The 19169-nt window shown below is 33.5% G+C and carries 19 protein-coding genes; 6 read left to right on the top strand and 13 right to left on the bottom strand.

Features of this window, described 5'->3' with window-relative positions; all coding sequences use genetic code 11:
* Window positions 1-49: 49 nt before the first annotated feature.
* From PHR76_RS11105 to PHR76_RS11080, 6 genes are all read right to left on the bottom strand, one after another.
* Window positions 50-820: a TerC family protein gene (locus PHR76_RS11105; protein ID WP_300062462.1), complete on the bottom strand. Its 771-nt coding sequence runs from the start codon at window positions 818-820 to the stop codon at window positions 50-52.
* Window positions 821-855: 35 nt separating this feature from the next.
* Complete coding sequence (locus PHR76_RS11100) at window positions 856-1227, bottom strand: DNA topoisomerase IV (RefSeq protein ID WP_300062459.1); 372 nt, start codon at window positions 1225-1227, stop codon at window positions 856-858.
* Between the two features lie 84 nt (window positions 1228-1311).
* A complete protein-coding gene (locus PHR76_RS11095) occupies window positions 1312-1539 on the bottom strand; it encodes a DUF6095 family protein (protein ID WP_300062456.1) in 228 nt (75 codons plus the stop codon).
* A gap of 108 nt (window positions 1540-1647) precedes the next feature.
* Window positions 1648-2463 (bottom strand): N-acetylmuramic acid 6-phosphate etherase, encoded by an 816-nt coding sequence (gene murQ, locus PHR76_RS11090; RefSeq protein ID WP_300062453.1) that lies wholly within the window; start codon window positions 2461-2463, stop codon window positions 1648-1650.
* A 119-nt stretch (window positions 2464-2582) separates the two neighbouring features.
* A complete protein-coding gene (locus tag PHR76_RS11085) occupies window positions 2583-3314 on the bottom strand; it encodes a ZIP family metal transporter (protein ID WP_300062484.1) in 732 nt (243 codons plus the stop codon).
* Window positions 3314-4078 (bottom strand): class I SAM-dependent methyltransferase, encoded by a 765-nt coding sequence (locus tag PHR76_RS11080; RefSeq protein ID WP_300062450.1) that lies wholly within the window; start codon window positions 4076-4078, stop codon window positions 3314-3316. Before PHR76_RS11080 ends, PHR76_RS11085 begins: the two co-directional genes overlap by 1 nt.
* A gap of 71 nt (window positions 4079-4149) precedes the next feature.
* Here PHR76_RS11080 and PHR76_RS11075 point away from each other — a divergent pair, with 71 nt between their 5' ends.
* Window positions 4150-5307 (top strand): THUMP domain-containing protein, encoded by a 1158-nt coding sequence (locus PHR76_RS11075; protein WP_300062447.1) that lies wholly within the window; start codon window positions 4150-4152, stop codon window positions 5305-5307.
* 52 nt (window positions 5308-5359) lie between these two features.
* Here the strand turns inward: PHR76_RS11075 and PHR76_RS11070 are convergent, their stop codons facing one another.
* Window positions 5360-5791: a lipocalin family protein gene (locus PHR76_RS11070; RefSeq protein ID WP_300062444.1), complete on the bottom strand. Its 432-nt coding sequence runs from the start codon at window positions 5789-5791 to the stop codon at window positions 5360-5362.
* A 176-nt stretch (window positions 5792-5967) separates the two neighbouring features.
* Here PHR76_RS11070 and PHR76_RS11065 point away from each other — a divergent pair, with 176 nt between their 5' ends.
* The gene (locus PHR76_RS11065) at window positions 5968-7842 is read left to right on the top strand and encodes a mechanosensitive ion channel family protein (RefSeq protein WP_300062441.1); all 1875 of its coding nucleotides are present in this window, start codon (window positions 5968-5970) and stop codon (window positions 7840-7842) included.
* Here PHR76_RS11065 and fumC read toward each other — a convergent pair.
* Complete coding sequence (gene fumC, locus PHR76_RS11060; RefSeq protein WP_300062438.1) at window positions 7839-9224, bottom strand: class II fumarate hydratase; 1386 nt, start codon at window positions 9222-9224, stop codon at window positions 7839-7841. The genes PHR76_RS11065 and fumC overlap by 4 nt on opposite strands.
* A 170-nt stretch (window positions 9225-9394) precedes the next feature.
* On the opposite strand from fumC, the gene PHR76_RS11055 reads away from it, so the two are divergent.
* Window positions 9395-9565 carry a hypothetical protein gene (locus tag PHR76_RS11055; RefSeq protein ID WP_300062435.1) on the top strand — a complete coding sequence of 57 codons (171 nt, stop codon included), beginning with the start codon at window positions 9395-9397 and terminating at the stop codon, window positions 9563-9565.
* A 53-nt stretch (window positions 9566-9618) separates the two neighbouring features.
* On the opposite strand, the gene PHR76_RS11050 is transcribed toward PHR76_RS11055, so the two are convergent.
* The gene (locus tag PHR76_RS11050; RefSeq protein ID WP_300062432.1) at window positions 9619-12102 is read right to left on the bottom strand and encodes an outer membrane beta-barrel family protein; all 2484 of its coding nucleotides are present in this window, start codon (window positions 12100-12102) and stop codon (window positions 9619-9621) included.
* 94 nt (window positions 12103-12196) lie between these two features.
* Window positions 12197-12538 carry an arsenate reductase (glutaredoxin) gene (gene arsC, locus PHR76_RS11045; RefSeq protein WP_300062429.1) on the bottom strand — a complete coding sequence of 114 codons (342 nt, stop codon included), beginning with the start codon at window positions 12536-12538 and terminating at the stop codon, window positions 12197-12199.
* A 103-nt stretch (window positions 12539-12641) separates the two neighbouring features.
* Here arsC and PHR76_RS11040 point away from each other — a divergent pair, with 103 nt between their 5' ends.
* Together PHR76_RS11040 and PHR76_RS11035 are read left to right on the top strand one after the other, a co-directional pair.
* The gene (locus PHR76_RS11040) at window positions 12642-13577 is read left to right on the top strand and encodes a type II CAAX endopeptidase family protein (protein WP_300062426.1); all 936 of its coding nucleotides are present in this window, start codon (window positions 12642-12644) and stop codon (window positions 13575-13577) included.
* The gene (locus PHR76_RS11035) at window positions 13570-14625 is read left to right on the top strand and encodes an AMP-binding protein (RefSeq protein ID WP_300062424.1); all 1056 of its coding nucleotides are present in this window, start codon (window positions 13570-13572) and stop codon (window positions 14623-14625) included. Before PHR76_RS11040 ends, PHR76_RS11035 begins: the two co-directional genes overlap by 8 nt.
* A 29-nt stretch (window positions 14626-14654) precedes the next feature.
* Here the strand turns inward: PHR76_RS11035 and PHR76_RS11030 are convergent, their stop codons facing one another.
* The 3 genes from PHR76_RS11030 to PHR76_RS11020 all read right to left on the bottom strand — a co-directional run bounded on the left by PHR76_RS11030 (window position 14655) and on the right by PHR76_RS11020 (window position 18832).
* Window positions 14655-15398, bottom strand: a complete 744-nt coding sequence (locus tag PHR76_RS11030) for a hypothetical protein (protein ID WP_366143594.1) — start codon at window positions 15396-15398, stop codon at window positions 14655-14657.
* A gap of 10 nt (window positions 15399-15408) precedes the next feature.
* Complete coding sequence (locus PHR76_RS11025) at window positions 15409-17037, bottom strand: M1 family metallopeptidase (protein WP_300062418.1); 1629 nt, start codon at window positions 17035-17037, stop codon at window positions 15409-15411.
* 118 nt (window positions 17038-17155) lie between these two features.
* The gene (locus PHR76_RS11020) at window positions 17156-18832 is read right to left on the bottom strand and encodes an RluA family pseudouridine synthase (protein WP_300062415.1); all 1677 of its coding nucleotides are present in this window, start codon (window positions 18830-18832) and stop codon (window positions 17156-17158) included.
* A 132-nt stretch (window positions 18833-18964) separates the two neighbouring features.
* On the opposite strand from PHR76_RS11020, the gene PHR76_RS11015 reads away from it, so the two are divergent.
* The coding region (locus tag PHR76_RS11015) for a transposase (protein WP_300062413.1) at window positions 18965-19169 on the top strand (205 nt) is incomplete at its 3' end.

Below are 19169 nucleotides of genomic sequence, written 5' to 3'. Positions count from 1 at the left end.
AAAAATAGCCCAACCATAATAGTTGGGCTATTTTTTTATCCTTGAAGTGCTATTTTCTGTTTCTAATTTTCATATTGATAAATTCAACGGCCAGCGAAAAAGCGATGGCAAAATAGAGATATCCTTTTGGAACAGCTCCAACGTGTTCCCCAACTAATTGAGCATTTGATAAATGCATACTTTCGGTAATTAACATAAATCCAATGAGGATTAAGAAGGCTAAACCTAATATTTGTATGGACGGATTCTCGTTCACAAAATTACCAACAGGAACTGCAAAAAGCATCATTACACCAACAGAAATCACGACTGCCGTTACCATAATATACAAAGCTCCTTCGACACCATTGGTCATTCCAACTGCGGTTAAGATACTATCTACTGAAAAAATTAAATCGATTAATAGAATTTGAACAATCACACTTGAAAAAGATTTTGCAACTTTCGATTTAATAGGAAATTCTTCCTCTTCCTTATGGTCTACTTTTTCATGAATTTCTTTGGTACTTTTATAAATCAAGAATAAACCACCGAGAAAAAGTACCATCGCTTGCCCAGTAAATTCGCCGCTAAACCAACCCCAATCTACAGAAAACCAAGGTGCTTTCATTGCTATTAAAACGGTGATTCCAAATAATAAGGCAATTCGCATAAACATGGCTAAGAATAAACCAATTTGCGTAGTTTTTTTTCGGTCTTTTTGGGGTAATTTACCAGTTACAATAGAAATGAAAATGATGTTGTCAATTCCAAGTATAACTTCTAAAAAGGTCAGTGTTAATAAGGCAATCCATGCATCGGGATTTGCAAATACTTCCATAGAATTTTGGTTTGTTTAAAATTTAGGATGTAAAATTAATTTATTTTTTTGACAGTTCCTTTCATTTTATTACTTTCTCCAACATAAGAATATTCAAAAGTATACGAATCAGGAGTAGTGGTTAAAAATTTCATGTGAATGGTTTTTTTATCGCTCATTCCTTTTGGATGAAGTTTGTTCAAGACAAATTCACAATCATTAATCCACCGAACTGCGGAAGTATCTGTTTTTCCTCGAAATGTTTCAATTTGGATAGAATCAGTACGTTCAAAAATAGAAATCTCTTTTTTACCTTCAATTTCTTGTTCAAATTGAAATTTTCCAGTTTTAAAATCAGCACAATTGCGTTCTTGCTGAAAACAAGAAATCAAGCCAAAGCTTGCGAATAAAAAAATAATCTTTTTCATCTAAAATTTTTTAATAATTATAACCTATAGATTTATTTTTGTGATAAATAAATCATTTGTTTTGGAAGACTTTTTAAATCGCTGTTATTGTTCTTCATCGAATATGCTTTTAACCATGATTTGTATGCCTTTATACATTAAATAAACCGATAATCCACAAAGTAAAATTCCAATTCCCAGCACAAGATAGTGCCAGTTTGTATGCTTATTCATAAACGCATTATGAATCAAGGAAGGACCAATAAACATAACCGGAATTGCTCCAACGGTATACTTAATTCCTTTAAACATCAAATCTTTAGCTGCTGTCATAGTAAAATTTTAATTGAATTCTGTTTTTTTTTGTTAGATAAGAAAGAGTTATTCTTTTTTACTAACGACAATTTCATAGAAACTAAACTTTCATTTTAAATAAATAATTTATTCATTTAAAAATGATGTTATTGCTTTACGAACACTTCCGTTTATTTGTAATAAATCAGCCGCTTCTTCATAACTCACCGGAATTTCTGCCATAATCATCCGGATACCTCGATCTACTAACTTATTATTACTCAATTGCATATCAACCATTTTATTGCCTTTTACTTTACCGAGTTGAATCATGGTAGCGGTTGAAATCATATTTAAAACTAATTTTTGAGCCGTTCCTGCTTTCATCCGCGAACTTCCTGTGACAAATTCAGGACCAACTACAACTTCTATTGGAAATTGAGCAACTTTTGAGAGCGGACTCCCTTGGTTGCAGGTAATACAAGCCGTTGGAATTTGATTCAAATTACATTGTTCTAATCCACCAATAACATAGGGTGTAGTTCCTGAAGCAGCAATTCCAATAACAAAATCATTGGTTGTAATATTAAATTCAGATAAATCTTTCCAAGCTTGATTAACATCATCTTCGGCAAATTCGACTGCTTTTCGAATCGCGGCATCGCCACCAGCAATGATTCCAACGACCAAATCAAACGGAACGCCAAATGTGGGCGGACATTCAGACGCATCTACGACTCCTAAACGGCCTGAAGTTCCCGCACCTATATAAAATAAGCGTCCACCTTTTTGTAATTGACTGACAACTTTTTGTACAGTTAATTCAATTGCTGGTAGTGCTTTTTCAACGGCTAGCGGAACGGATTTATCTTCGGTATTGATATTTTGTAATAGTTCGTTAACCGACATCTTTTCCAGCTGTTCGTAATGTGAGGATTGTTCGGTTGTTTTGGTAAAAGTCATACATCTAAATTTCACTCAAAGATAAGTGAATTTTAAATTCTTGCAAAGTCGAAAAGAAGCAAAAAAGCAAGAGGATTCGTTTAATTTTTACTTTTGAACCGTGCTAGAATTTTTTCTTTTTAATGCGAATGACCCATTTCCATTAAAAAAGCGACTAAAAAACCGAGCACAATCATGGTGATTTTAGCAAGATTAAATTTGTGTCCTTCATTACTTTCAAAAATGATGGTCGAGGAAATATGAAATAAAATACCCACTACCACCGCCGAAATTTCTTTAGAATAATGTTGAGCAATATGAAGTTTTTCGGCTAAAAGGGTTCCGATTGGTGTCATCAAAGCAAAAGCAAACATAAATCCGAAAACCATGGCTTTGTTCATTTTTGCATTTATAAAAAACAAGGTAAGAATAATGGCAATAGGGAAGTGGTGCACCGCAATTCCATAGGCTAAATTTTGGTTGTCGTGAATTGGAAAACCTTCTAAAAGTGCGTGAATACATAAGCTGACAAATAGCAACCACGGAATTTGATGCACTTCATTATTAGCATCGGTATGAATATGCACATGGCCGTGTTCCGCTCCTTTGGAGAAAAATTCTAATACAATTTGAAATAAAATACCAAGCATGATAAAAACACCAACGGGAATTGATGAATGTGCGTGTTCGCCTTCATGCACATGATGCGAATCTTCAAAAAGAGCAGGAAGCAAATGTAAAACGGTCAGCGAAAGCAAAAAAGCTCCACTAAAAGCTAACAATAATTTGATGTTCGTTTTCTTTTGAGGCTTTAAGAAAAGAGCAATCAAAAAACCAGCGATAACGGCTGAAAAAGTAATGAGGTACACTATCATTTAAAAATCATAATTAAACGTTCCGATTGATTTCTGTAAAATTTTCGAAGTTTATAATCACCAAAAATATCTAATAAATAAATGTTTGCTTCTTCCATCATTTCTTCAAAATCAGCTAAACGTAAGGCCTGGACCCGTTCGGTAAAAAAGAAATCTTCACCTTCTGCTGTAAATTTAATTTCTTTGAAGATGTGATTGTCTTTTTCGTAGCGATTGATATGGAAATCAATTCCTTCTACCGTTTTTACTTCGTGAGGCACTAAATTCTCCAACACAAAATCCACATTCATAAAATCAATAACTGCAAAACCATATTCGCTCAAACTATCTCGAATTGCTTTTAAGGTTTTTAAGTTGTCGGCATCCTCTTCAAAATAGCCAAAACTTGTAAAAAGATTAAAAATAGCATCAAATTTTTCTTCAAAAGGCAAACGCATGTCGTGAACCGTAAATTGAAGTTTAGCATTAGCCGAAAGTTTTGCTTGGGCAATACTGTTTTCGGATAAATCGGCACCCGTAACGTCAAAACCCAAATGATTGAGGTAAATAGAATGACGACCTTTTCCGCAAGCTAAGTCTAAAATTTTTGCATCTTCTGGCAAATTTAAGTAATGCGTAAGCGTGTCCATAAAAAATTGTGCTTCTTCATGATCGCGATCTTTGTATAAAATATGATAATAAGGGGTATCAAACCACGAAGCATACCATTTTTTGGTATTGGAAGAAGAACTATTGATGATGGGTTTTGTAGATTCTGACATTAAATGACTAGATACTTTAAGAACGCACAAATTTAGTGTATTTTTGCGAAGTTTTACAGATTTATACAAACATGGATAAGAATTTTAAAATGGTGGCCAAAACTTTTTTTGGTTTTGAAGAAATTTTAGCGAAAGAAATTCAACAATTAGGAGGACAGGAGGTACAAACTGGCACACGAGTGGTTTCCTTTTCTGGCGATAAAGGATTTATGTATAAAGCGAATTTATCGTTGCGTACAGCTTTAAAAGTTTTAAAGCCAATCAAAACATTTAAAGTGTTTGATGATAAGAGTTTATATGATGGCATTTCAAGTATTAATTGGAGTGAATTCATGTCGGAAAAACAAACTTTTGTAGTTGATGTTACTTTATATTCGGAAGTTTTTAATAATTCGCAGTTTGTAGGTTTAAAAACAAAAGATGCGATTGTAGACCAATTTCGAACGAATACGGGTACACGACCAAGTATTGATAAAGATTTTCCAGATTTGCGTGTTCATATTCATTTAGACCGGGAGTATTGTACGGTTTCCCTTGATTCGTCTGGTGATTCTTTGCACCATCGAGGTTATCGGTCGGCTACTAATATTGCACCAATTAACGAGGTTTTAGCAGCTGGAATGTTGATTTTGGCTGGCTGGGATGGAAAAAGCCACTTTTTAGATCCGATGTGTGGCAGTGGAACTATTTTAGCTGAAGCAGCCATGATTGCTTGTAATATTCCAGCAAATATTAATAGAAAGGAATTTGCCTTTGAAAAATGGAAAGACTGGGATAATGATTTATTTGATCAAATTATTGATAGTATGATGAAGAAAACCCGCGAATTTCATTATACCATTACCGGATTTGATAAAGCTCCGAGTGCCGTTCGAAAAGCTCAAGATAATATTTTGAATGCGAATTTAGAAGATTATGTTACCATCAAGCAACAGGATTTTTTTGATTCAAAAAAGGAAATAGAAGGGCCGTTGCACATGGTTTTTAATCCGCCTTATGGCGAACGATTAGACATTGATATGGAACGTTTTTATCGTGAAATTGGCGACACCTTCAAACAACATTATCCTAACACGCAGGCTTGGTTTATAACTGCTAATTTAGAAGCCTTGAAATTTGTAGGTTTAAAACCGACTCGAAAAATTAAATTGTTCAACGGAAAATTAGAAGCGAGATTGTTAAAATACGACATTTACGAAGGGAGCAAGCGAACTAAATTTCAACAATAAACATAAAAAAAAACGCCCAAATTGGGCGTTTTTCATTTTCTAACTGCAAGGATTAGTTTGTAGTAAGATTCATTTTAATAGAGATGTCTGGTGTAGAAGGATCTTCATCATAATCTGCAGTTGTTGTAATTTGCATAGTTGTACTAGTTAAACTGCTAATTGTACCAGAATTAGTATCTCCTAAAATATTAATAGTTAAAGTGTTACCGCTTAAAGCCCACGTTCCAGTATCAGTATCAGCCTCTAATGGATCACAACCATAGATGTAATATTCTTTGTAAATACCACCAGATAAATACTCCATGTAATCACGACCACATGGTTCATTTAAATAAGGAATAGTTTGTCCAGCTACTTCATAACTTTTTAAATACCATTTTTTCATGATATTTGCTTCATTCACTGGTGTTGAATTATCGTCATCATCAGAGCAACTTACTAACGAAATCGCAAAAATAGATACGAATAAAAATAATTTTTTCATTTTTTTATTGATTAGATTTTATGCTTCAAAAGTATAAAAAAAATATTTCTAAAAAAAGCAGAAGCAAGTATTTAGTTTTATTATAATCGTAATCTAAGACAATTTTTTAGCTAACTCCAAATCAATCGAATAATTTCTATCTTTGTTTTGTAATGATCACCTTTTAATTTGATTGTATGTCAACTAAACATAAATTTATTTCAACGCTGTTTTGTCTTTTTTTTGTAAGCCAATTCGTTTATTCTCAAAAAATAAATAATCAAAATTTAGCTGATACTGTTCAAGTTACTATGCTTAATCAGCAATCAAATCAATTAAAAGAACTTGAAAATGCTAGAAAAGCAGACTCTATAAAACGAGTAACTTTACAAGCCAAATTTGATGCCTTATCCACCGTTGATAATATTAAAAAAGAAGAACTACTATTAGAATTAGAGCGTTTAAAAAGTATTGAAACGGAACGTTTGCTACTTAAACGAAAAAAAATTGATTCCTTAAAAACAAGTGTAACAGGCTATCCTATAACTCCTTTTTTTAAAGACACTTTATTTTTAATTTACAATAAGTTTGGGAGTTTAACCGCTAAAGAACGAGCTTTAAGCATTAACAATAAAATTCAACTTCTTGCCAATCAATTTTTATTTCAGCCAGATTCCATTCAAGTAATTGCTACTGAAACAACAGCTGATTTAGTCTTTAAAGATTTAATTATCATGAGTATTTCAGAAGATGATGCTTTGTGGCAAAATAGTAGTAAAGAAGATTTAGCAAAAAAATATAAAGATATTATTGGCGAATCTATCAAGAATTTTCAAGAAGAGACAAGTTGGGTATCTATAGCCAAAGAAATAGGAATGGCCATTGCTGTGCTTTTAATTTTATTAGCCATAATTTATTTTATTGGAAAATTATTTAATTATACAAATCAAAAAATTGATTTTTTAAAAGAAAAATATATTAAAGGTTTCCATATAGGAAATTATGAATTGTTAACTGCAGATCGGCAACTTCATTTTATTTTAGGAATTAATAAAATTCTAAAATGGTTTTTTGTTTTGTTAGCGGTGTATATTTCTTTGCCTATCTTATTTAGTATATTTCCTTGGACACAAGGATATGCAGAGACTTTATTTTCTTATTTAATTGATCCTTTAAAGGATATTTTGCATAGTGTCATCAACTATCTTCCAAATTTATTTACAATTATTGTTATCTTTTTAACTTTCAGATACCTTATTAAAGCCATTCGTTTTTTTGCAACAGAAATTCAGCGTGGAGCTTTAGAAATTGATGGATTTTATCCAGATTGGGCAATGCCAACTTTTCAAATCATTAAAGTGTTATTGTATGCTTTTATGTTTGTTACTATTTTTCCGTTATTACCAAGTAGTGATAGTCCTGTTTTTAAAGGTGTTTCGGTGTTTTTAGGTGTTTTATTAACCTTTGGTTCTTCGGGTCCATTGAGTAATTTAATTGCGGGTTTGGTATTAACTTATATGCGGGCTTTTAAAATTGGCGACCGAATTAAAATAGGCGATGTAACGGGCGATATTATTGAAAGATCGATGTTGGTTACTCGAATTCGAACAATTAAAAATGAAATAATTTCGATTCCAAATTCGAATGTCATGAGTAATCATACTACTAACTTTAGTAGTGATGCGGTTGATAAAGGCTTAATTATGCACACCACCGTAACCATTGGCTATGATGTGCCTTGGAAGGAGATACAACATGCCTTAATTGAGGCAGCACTTCGAACGGAACACTTATTGAAAGACCCGCAGCCTTTTGTGTTGCAAACCAGCTTAGAAGATTTTTATGTGGCTTATCAAATCAATGCTTATACTAAAGAACCAAACAAACAAGCGGTTATCTATTCGAATTTACATCAAAATATTCAAGATTGCTGCAACGAAGCAGGCATCGAAATTATGTCTCCTCATTATCGTGCGGAACGAGATGGCAATTTGACCACGATTCCAAGTGATTATTTGGCTAACGAAAAACAATCACCTATTAATTCTCAAACTCCTAAAAAGGAAGATTAAATCATGTCTTCGGGTTTTACCCAATCCTCAAATTCGGATTCGGTTACATAGCCTAATCGAACGGCTTCTTCTTTTAAAGAAGTTCCATTTCGGTGAGCGGTTTGTGCAATTTCTGCCGATTTATAATACCCAATTTTAGTATTTAAAGCAGTAACCAACATTAATGAGTTGTTTACTAGTTCGTTTATTCGTTTATAATTTGGTTCAATACCACCAACACAATGTTCTTCAAAAGAAACACAAGCATCGGCTAATAAAGTGGCGGATTGTAAAAAATTAGCAGCAATTACGGGTTTAAAAACATTTAATTCAAAATGTCCTTGCATTCCTGCTACGGTAAGGGTGACATCATTTCCCATCACTTGAGCACAAACCATGGTCAGGGCTTCGCATTGTGTAGGGTTTACTTTTCCAGGCATGATGGAAGAACCGGGTTCATTTTCAGGAAGCATTAATTCACCAATTCCAGAACGAGGACCAGAAGCCAATAATCGAATATCATTGGCAATTTTATTGAGTGATACGGCTAGTCTTTTAAGAGCAGCATGACTTTCTATCATGGCGTCATGAGCCGCTAACGCTTCAAATTTGTTGGGAGCCGTAATAAAAGGTAAACCCGTAAACCTTGCAATATGTTGAGCGACTAAAACAGCATATCCTTTTGGTGTGTTTAAACCTGTACCAACTGCTGTTCCGCCTAAAGCTAATTCAGATAAATGTGGTAACGTGTTTTTTAAAGCATCCAAGCCATGATCTAACTGCGAAACATATCCTGAAAATTCTTGGCCCAAGGTGAGTGGGGTAGCGTCCATCAAATGGGTTCGCCCAATTTTGACTACGTCTTTAAATGCGACAGCCTTTAAATGCATTGTATTTCGTAGTAGTTGAATAGCAGGAATGGTTTTGTCAATCAGAATTTTATAACTCGCAATATGCATCGCAGTAGGGAAGGTGTCGTTGGAAGATTGCGACTTATTTACGTCATCATTGGCTTTTAAAATGGGTTCACCTTGACCAATTTCAAATCCTGCCAACACTTGAGCTCGGTTGGCAATGACCTCATTCATATTCATATTGCTTTGCGTGCCAGAGCCTGTTTGCCAAATGACTAGCGGAAATTCATCTTTTAATTTTCCTTCTAAAATTTCATCACAAACAGTTGCAATAGCGTTTCGTTTTTCAATTGAAAGTGTTCCTAATTCGTGATTGGTATAAGCTGCCGCTTTTTTGAGATAAGCAAAACCTTCAATAATTTCTACGGGCATTGAAGCCGACGGCCCAATTTTAAAATTATTGCGTGAACGTTCCGTTTGAGCTCCCCAATACTGATTGTTAGGAACTCGAACTTCACCTAGGGTGTCTTTTTCTATTCGGTAATTCATGATTGTAATTTTTTAATTTTAGGATATTATGATCTTTAAATTGATTTAAATTGGATTTCGAATAGTCAAATTTAGTTATTAACAATCCGATTTAAAAATATTTAGAAAATAATATTGATTTAGTGAAGTGGTTATTCTATATTTGTAATGAATTACAAAAATTCCGGAAAATGTTTGAATTTCAACAGTACTTAGGCTTTTTACTTTTCTTAACCGTTTTAACAATCGGTTTTTGGTTAATGATATTTTTAGTTGGTTTTGTTCACTATTGGTTGGGCGGAGCGATTATGGAATTAATCAAAGAGAAAAGAGCAAAAAAAGAGCAAGAACAAGCATCTTAATTTATTAAAATGTTTTGTAACAAAAAAGGGAAGCTTAGCTTCCCTTTTTTGTGTTATGGTCTTCCCATAAATTCTTCTTCACCACCTTCTCTTCGCGGTTGTCTTTCTCGTTCGTTTTTCTGTTTGTTAAATCGATAGGTGAACGATAGGTTTATTTGTCGTTCTCTCCATTGCATTTCACTGTAAGAGGAAACACTTGGTAAATTTGTTTCTGTAATTCTTTTTCTTGAATTGAATAAATCACTTACGTTTAAGGCAATAGTTGCTTTATCTTTTAAGATGTCTTTACTAAAAGCTAAATTAGCACTCAAAACGCCAAGTTGTTTTCCTTGAGCCGTTGTTTGTGGTGCATTATAAGTTCCGTTGGCTTGCCAATCAATTTTATATGGTAAGGTTATTTTAGAGGTAATTCTAGTTGTCCAAGAAAGTGCGGTGTTATCTAAATTTTGAATCACTTCCTCTCCTAAATAATTAGTATAGCTATAATCTCCTTTTGTTTCATTGCTAAAAAAGTTGAAATTACCATTTAATCTCCACCATTTAAATGGATTGTAATTTAAATTGAATTCAAAACCAAATCGATATTGTGTGGCTAAATTAATTGGAGTAGTTACAATAATTGGCGTACTAATAATTTCGCCGCTCGGACTTTCAGTTTCCACAAAAGCTCCCGATTCTTTTCGGATGAATTGAAATGATTCTTCGGTTAAATTAAAATAGGCAGAACTACTTAACGTAAATTTACTCCATTTGTGTAAAAAAACCGCATCAATGGCATGCGTCATAGCAGGATCTAAATCTGGATTTCCTTGAAAAATATTGATGTTACTTGAATAATTTGGAAAAGGATTTAAAAACCGTCCTCTTGGACGTTGAATTCTACGGCTATAACTCAACGAAGTATTGGTAGATTCGGTAATTTCATAGGCAAAAACGGCACTTGGAAAAAAGTTATTATATCTTTTATTATTATAATCATTAGTGGCTAACTGGTTGATGTCTATATTAGAATCTTCCCATCGCAAGCCAAAGAAATAGGAAAATTTGTTAATTTTATTTCCGTATTGTGTATAAAGAGCATTAATCTTTTCCTTGTATTCAAAAATGTTGCTGATGCTGTCATTTCTAATCCAAGAATTAGAGCCTTCATTAAAATCGTCGTATTTAAAATCGGTCAAACTTTCAGTAAAATCACCTTTAAAACCCATTTCAAAACGACCATTTTCTCCAATTGGCAAAACATAATCCGTTTGTATTAATGTTCTTTTTTGAGTTTGGTCATCAAAGGTTCGAACATCGTCAAAATCATCATCAGTAATAAAAGAATAATCATCTTCTGTATTATCTGAAAATGAAAAATCTGCCGTTAATTTATGTCCGTCTTTCTTAAATTTCTTGACAAAATTGGACGAGAAATCAATGCTTTCGCCATTATCGGTTTGTTCTAAGTTTCTTATGCGTGTATACTGAAAAACAGAATTAGCATCATAGTTGTTGAATGCTAGTGTTTCCGGATTATCGGTGGTATTATTCCGATAAGAAATCGTATTTGTCCACGTAATCGAAGGATTTAAATACCAATCAAATCCAAAGTTTCCATTATAATTATTTCCGTTTCTAGAATTTGTTCGTTTTTCATAAATATAGTTCCGCGTGCTGCCGTCGTTATTAAAGTACTCCGAATTTGTCAGGGAATTTCCGGGACTTTCACGATAGTTAATTCCTTGTGAAGTAAATAAATTGAAATTATCCGATTTAAAATTGATGTTTCCAGTTAAACCTCGGTTAGTTGGATCGCCAATGGTTCCAGTTACCACGCCATTTAAGCCTTGATTTTTTCCTTTTTTAAGGATAATATTTATGATTCCACCGCCACCTTCTGCATCATAACGTGCGGAAGGATTCGTGATCACTTCTACCTTGTCTATCGCATCCGCTGGAATTAAACGCAACGCATCATTAATGTTTATGGCATTGGAAGGGCGACCATCAATTAAAATGCGGACATTATCATTGCCTCTTAAACTCACGGTTCCGTCAACATCAACAGAAACCGAAGGAACATTATCTAAAACATCACTCACCGTTCCACCTTTGACCATCATATCTTGACCAACATTATATACTCGTTTGTCAAGTTTAATCTCTACCGTTGAACGATCAGCTCGTAATTCTACACCGTCTAATTGTGTTGAATCATCAGATAAAGAAACAGTCCCTAAATCGGTGTTTGCTTGTAAGTTACGTTGTTTAAATTCAATCGTTTTAAAAGATATGAATTCAACTCGAATATCATACGTTCCTGCATTAATTTCAATGTCAAATTCTCCTTTGTTATTGGTAATTCCACCCGTTACCATTTCTGGTCTTTTTGAATTTTGAAAAATAATAGTGGCGTATTCTAAAGGCTGCGAAGTGGATTTATCCAAAACTTTTCCAGTAACCTTAATTTTTTTTGGAGCTTGTCGTTCTTGACTAAAAGTTGTTAATGAACCAAAAAATACAAAAAGTGATAATAGAGAAATTAATTTTTTCATGAACTAGACAATTGATTTTACTTTAGACTGCAAAAATACCGATTGGTTTAGTAGCTAAATCCTAAAGTACTGTTAAATGATAAGTGAGTTTTTATTATAAAAATTCAATGATTTTTGTTGTTGGACGGCCAATGATTGCTTTGTTTCCTTCGATAATAATGGGTCTTTCAATTAAAACAGGATGTGCAATTAAAGCTTCCATTATTTCAAAATCAGTTAAGGTTTTTCCTTTATAATTCTCTATCCAAATTGCTTCTTTTTGACGGACTAATTCCAGTGGTTTTAGTTTTAATTTATTGATTATCAGAGTTAATTCTTCTAATGTAGGGACATCTTCAAGGTATTTGACGACTTCAAATGGTTTGCCTGATTGCTGAATTAAGGCAAGTCCTTCTCTTGATTTGCCACATCTCGGATTGTGATAAATAGTAATCATATCTTATTTTTTACAAAGAAAGGCTTTCAATACTCATTTTTAGTTAAAAAAAATCTAAGAAATTTAGTGACAAATGGTTTATATTTGAAAAAAAAAAGAAGTAATGTATATAGAACAGATTCATACAAAAAGATTTAAATTTTTACTTTATTTGCCCTTTCCTTTGTTGTTTTTTGGATTAATGGTCGCTAATTTCTTTTCTACACAAGAGATGGATGTTTCGGCCATGATGAAACAAATGATTGATCAATTTGGTACAAATACAACCTTTGTAATGCTTATTGCTCCTTTATCATTGGCTTGTTTGTTTTTATTATTTTGGGTAAAATATGCGCATCAACAAAGTATTCGGAGTTTAACAACTGGCCGGAAAAAGGTAGATTGGAATCGTGTTTTATTTTCGTTTATAATTTGGGGATTATTTAGTGCTTTCTCCATCGCAGTTTTATATTTTCTGACGCCCGAAAATTTTGTACTAAACTTTGATTCGAGTGCGTTTTTTGTTTTTTTAATTTTAGCCATCATTTTAATTCCACTACAAACGAGCTTTGAAGAATATTTATTTCGTGGTTATCTCATGCAAGGATTGGGTGTATTAACCAAAAACAAATGGTTTCCCTTGATTTTTACTTCAGTTATGTTTGGATTGATGCACATTGCAAATCCTGAAGTGGCTAAACTCGGCCCCATCATTATGCTTTATTATATTGGCACTGGATTTTTTCTGGGTATCATCACCTTAATGGATGACGGAATGGAATTAGCCCTCGGTTTTCATGCGGCAAATAATTTAGTTGGAGCCTTGTTGGTGACAGCCGATTGGACCGCTTTTCAAACGAATTCCATTTTAAAAGATGTGTCTGAACCTTCTGCGGGATATGATATTTTATTGCCTATTTTCATTATTTATCCAATTCTTTTATTTATTTTTGGTAGGAAATATGGCTGGAAAAACTGGAAAAATAAGTTGACTGGCAATGTGTTGGAATATAATAAACTACAAGAAGAAACCAATTTAATAGAACAAAAAAATGACTGATACAATCACCTATCAAAATGTACATAATAAGTTTAAATTAAATGGTTTTCATTTAAATCGTGAAGATTTATGCACGTTTGCTTACAGTTTTATTAAAGAAGGGGAAGATTTTGAAAAACCAGTTGGCGATTTTCTATTAGATTGGTTTGATGATAAAAGTTACCTCGAGATAAATACTTCTGGTTCTACTGGAATTCCAAAATTAATTCGAGTTGACAAACAAGCAATGGTTAATTCTGCTTTGGCTACCGGTAATTTTTTTGATTTACAGCCCGGCGATAAAGTATTGCATTGTTTGCCAGCAAAATATGTAGCCGGTAAAATGATGTTTATTCGTGGTTTTATATTAGGCTTAGAAATCGATTTTGTGGCTCCGAGTTCGCATCCGTTAGACCGGTTAGATTATGATTATGATTTTGCGGCATTGGTGCCTATGCAAGCTCAATATTCGCTAGATAAATTAAAGCATATTAAAAAAATAATCATTGGAGGTGCTAAAATCACAAAACCGTTAGAAGATAAATTGCTTAAAGTTAAATCTGAAATTTACGAAACTTACGGAATGACAGAAACCATTACGCACATTGCCGCTAAACGAATTGGTGAGGAGGCTTTTACGGTTTTTCCAAATGTGATGCTTTCGTTAGATGATAATAATTGCTTGTTGATTAAAGCTCCATCCATTTCCAACGAATTGATAGAAACCAATGATATTGTTGAAATGGTCTCTGAAAATGAATTTATTTGGCTGGGCCGATATGATAACGTGGTTAATAGTGGTGGAATTAAACTGATTCCTGAACAAATTGAAGAAAAACTAGCCACTCGAATTCCGAGACGCTATTTTGTAATAGGCCAAGCCGATCCTGTTTTAGGAGAAAAGTTGGTTTTAATTGTGGAGGGAGAACCCATTCCTATTGAAAAAGAAGTTTTTGACGTATTAGACAAATATGAAAAACCAAAAGAAATTCATTTTGTGAAACATTTTGAAGAAACACCAACCGGAAAAATTATTCGCAAAGAAACGTTGAGTAAATTTATGTATTAAAGCATTTATAGCTCATTAAATTCTGATTATTAGCTATTTATTTTTGATTTGACTTTTAATGTTTTATGTGAAATTAATAGGAGTATAGTCATAAGTAATATTGAAATCAAAGTAGAATTTAATGTGCCTAAATCTAACCCACCTTTAGAAATAGGTTTTATTAGAAAATCACCAAAAGTTGCTCCAAACGGTCTGGTGAAAATAAATGCAATCCAAAATAAAATCACAGTATTTATTTTAGTTAGATAATGTAACAGCACTATAATCAATATAATTCCAGCTGTAACAATTGCTCCATTTAAATAGCTAAGACCTACCACATCCGTTAAATAATCTCCAAAAGCAGTGCCTAAACTATTTGAAAACAAAATGGCAATCCAATAATAAATTTCCTTTTTCTTATCAATAATGGGAAAAACTTGTAATGATTTAAATTTTTTATACCAAAGAAATAAAGTCAAAATTAAACCCAAAAACAAGATTATATTTCCTAAAGTATATCCTAAATTTAGACTTCTATCTAAAAAATCAGACACTTCTGTGCCTAAAGTCGTTGTTGCGATAATTACCAACCAATAAAAAACAGGAATATATCTTTTAGTAGCTAACTGAATCGAAAGTAAAATTAAAAAAAAAAATAAAGTAATATAAATACCTGTAAGATAGCCAAGTTGTAAAGTCATCGATAAATAATCGCCTAACGTCTCTCCAAGTGTAGTTGCTACAATTTTCATTAACCAAAAAATTAATGTTATTTCAGCAACTTTATTCATTTTTTCCACTTTACTTTTCTATTTTTTTACTTGTAAGTAAAAACTTATCGGTTACTAGTTTAAAATCAGCTTCATCAGCTAATTTTAAAGGACTTGTTTGCCATGTTGTCGTTGCGTTTAAACGACTTGCTTTTCCTTTAACAGTATATTCAAAAGGCATTTTGAAAGTCGGTTCGTCTGCCTTCCATCGGTAGGCTAGGGTTCCTTCGCTCAACTTGTATTCCAATTCTGGAAAAGCTTTGTGTTTTAAATATTGATCAAAAAAGGGAGTCAAATTTAAACCCGATTCTTTAGAGAAGAACTGTACCACGTCTTTGGTTTCAATAATTTTATACTGAAATGTTTCGGCATATTTTTTCAACATCGCCCACCATTTAGCATCGTCATTTATCATATGTCTTAAGGAATTGAGCATCAATGCTCCTTTGTAATACATATCTGAATTGCCCGATTTAAAATTCACCCCAAATTGTCCGATAATTGGTTTATTATTCGAGATTAATAATTTTTGACCATTGATGTATTTTTGTGCTTTTTCATATCCAAACTGGAATTCTACATAAACACTCTCGGCATAAGTAGTAAAACTCTCATGAATCCACATATCGGCAATATCTTTTGAAGTGATACTGTTTCCAAACCATTCATGTGCCGTTTCGTGAATAATGATAAAATCAAATAATAAGCCAACGCCAGTTCCCGAAATATCTTTTCCTAAATAGCCTTTAGTATAATTATTTCCATAGGCAACTGCACTTTGGTGTTCCATACCTAAATAAGGTGTTTCCACTAATTTATAACCATCTTTATAAAACGGATATTTGCCAAATCGCATTTGAAAACATTCCATCATCATAATCACTTCTTCAAAATGGACACGGGCTTTCTCTTCATTTTCGGCTAAAACATAATAGTCTAAATCTAAATCATCTAATTTTTGATGAATAGCTACATAATTAGCGATATTAATCACAATGTTATAATTGTTAATCGGGTTTACTACTTCCCAATCCCAACGGGTAAAGCCATTGTTTAGATTTTCATTGCCCAAAAAGCGACCGTTTGAAACATTCATTAACCCGTTTGGCACGGCCACCTTAATGGAGGCACCACGGTCGGGTTCGTCTGATTGATGGTCTTTCACGGGATACCATAAACTCGCTCCCGTACCTTGAACTGCAACGCTTACAAAATCATTTCCGTCACTGTCTTTACTCCAAACAAAACCACCATCCCAAGGAGCTCGTTCGGCCTCTATCGGACTTCCAGAATAATAAAAACGCACTTTTTGCTCTGAATTGACTTCTAAGGGTTTCATGAAATCAATAAAAACGGCATCCATTTCTCTTTTATAGGTTAGTTTTTTATTTTTAAAAAGGATGCTATCAATTTTCATGTTTTCAAATAAATCCAATTGAATTTTAGCTGTTTTTTCTATCACTTTAAACGTAATATCATTAAAGCCTTTAACCGTTCGGTATTCGGGTTCAATGGTTAGATTCAAATCATATCGCAAGACATCAAAACATGTTCGTTCCGGACGAAGACTACCTTGTAAGGAATCACGACGAGTAAAATCTTGTCCTTGAACAAGTTGAACGCTGGAAAAAAAAATGCAAATAAATAGAATTCGGTTCATAACAGTAAAAATTAAAGAAAGTAGCTCTTTATTTCAGAAGAAAAATAAAAAACTAAAGTACCATTTTTATTTTGTTTAATCAGATTTGAAAGCTATTTTTTTTAATAGGAGGGAACGACTACGATGCAAAAGGGGCTTTGCTGTGAAAAGTCAATTTTTCTTTGGTGATGGGATGAACAAACTGTATTTGTTCCGCGTGTAAATGCAGGCGATCTGCTTTATTTCCATATAAATCATCGCCAACAATTGGCGTATGGAGTCCGTTTAGATGAGCGGCATGCACCCGTAACTGGTGAGTTCTTCCGGTTATAGGATAAAAATAAACAAGTGTTTGATTATTTTTTCGCTCGATAACTTCCCATTTTGTTCGAGCCGCTTTACCATATTTTTCACAAACCAATTGATAGGGTCGGTTGTCTAAATCAACTCGCAGCGGTAGATTAATTTCGCCTTCATTGGCAGAAATAAGTCCATCGAGCAAAGCGACATAGCGTTTCTGAACCGTTCGCTTTAAAAACTGAGCTTGTAAATGTAAATAAACCCCATTGGTTTTGGCGATAAGCAGTAAGCCTGAAGTCGACATGTCTAACCGATGCACAATTAACGGCCCAGTGGCTTCAGGATAGCGTTTTTTGACACGTTCGAGAACGGAATCTGAAATCGTTTTTCCAGGAACAGATAAAAATTCGGCTGGTTTATGAATTACAGCTAAATAATCGTCTTCAAATACAATTTCAATTTCTTTTCCTATTGCAGGATTGATTTCTAATGGGTTTTTATCCAAATCCATTCCTGCTAACATGTGATTTAAAATTGGCTTACATTTTCCGGTACAAGCGGGATAAAATTGCCCATGTTGTCTAATTTCTGATTTAGGCGATTGTCCCCACCAAAATTCGGCTAAAGCAATCGGTTTTAAGTGATTTGAAAAGGCAAAGTGCAGTAATTTTGGAGCCGCACATTCACCTGCACTTGCAGGTGGATTCCCTTCAAAAATTGCTCCAAGACTTTTCAATTCGCCTGCTTGATTTAAAAAAGCATAGTGCTCAAATAATTTTTGTTGTAATAATGCGGATTTGATTTTTCGCTCTTCTTTAAAGCGGTCGATTTCCGAGCGAAATTCGTTTACTGCCGCTGTTTCTTTCGCAATTTCAGTCTTCCAAAAGTGCATCATCATTTTTAGTTTGATGCTTTCTTCACGACTCTCCGTATCCAATTGATGATGGCGTTGGATTTGTTCTTCTAAATCAGATTGATTTGCTAAGGCAATTCGTTTTTCGGTTCTATTTTTTTTAGCAGTCTGGTTCTGTTTCTTTTGAGTTGCAATTTCTTGTTCGGCCAAAAGGGTAGTGGTAGTGAGTTTTTGTAATCGGAATAAGTAGGTAGGATTTTGTTCTAAACGTTCAATTTTTCGATTAATTTCATTCACTATTTTTTCTTCCTGTTTATAAAATCCATCGTGCTTTAGCATATCAAAAACAGGCGGCACAAAATAGGGGTGGTCATTGCTGTCGGCTAATTTTCCTGAAAAAGCAGCTAAATAACCCACTTCACCCGCTTGATTTTGAACCACGAGAACGCCAAACATTTTGCCAATGATTAAACCAGTTTGATTGGGTTGTAGGCCGAAATTATGCTCCCAATCGGTTTGGTTTTGCAGGTATTGTTGCAATTCAGCCGACGCAATTTTACTCAATTCATGGGGTTCATAGTAGAACGGAAAGGTAAATTTTTCTGGCAATTGAATTCCAGAAATCGTTTGTTTGAAAGTAATAAAATGAAGAGCACTTTTCATGGGTGCAAAGCTATAAAATGAAAATAGATAATAGTTATCCTTAAACTTAAAAATAAGATTTTATTCTTAACTATATCTGGAAGCTAAATTAGTATATCCAGAGCATCTTGAGTTAAAGCATTGGGTTTTGAAGTGCAAACCCTAAAAACCGAAGGTCGGCCAAGTTTTGACACGAAAATCTTTCTGAAACTTTATTTGTATGGCTATCTTAACGGACTTCGGAGTTCGCGAAAACTCGAAAAAGAATGCATCAGAAATACCGAAGTGCAGTGGCTTTTGTGTGGACTAGTGCCCAATTATCACAGCATATCCGATTTTAGAAAACACAATCCAATAG

It is taken from the genome of Flavobacterium sp., assembly GCF_028689845.1.
In the GTDB taxonomy this organism is placed as follows: domain Bacteria; phylum Bacteroidota; class Bacteroidia; order Flavobacteriales; family Flavobacteriaceae; genus Flavobacterium.
This window is presented reverse-complemented; position numbering and strand designations above follow the sequence as displayed.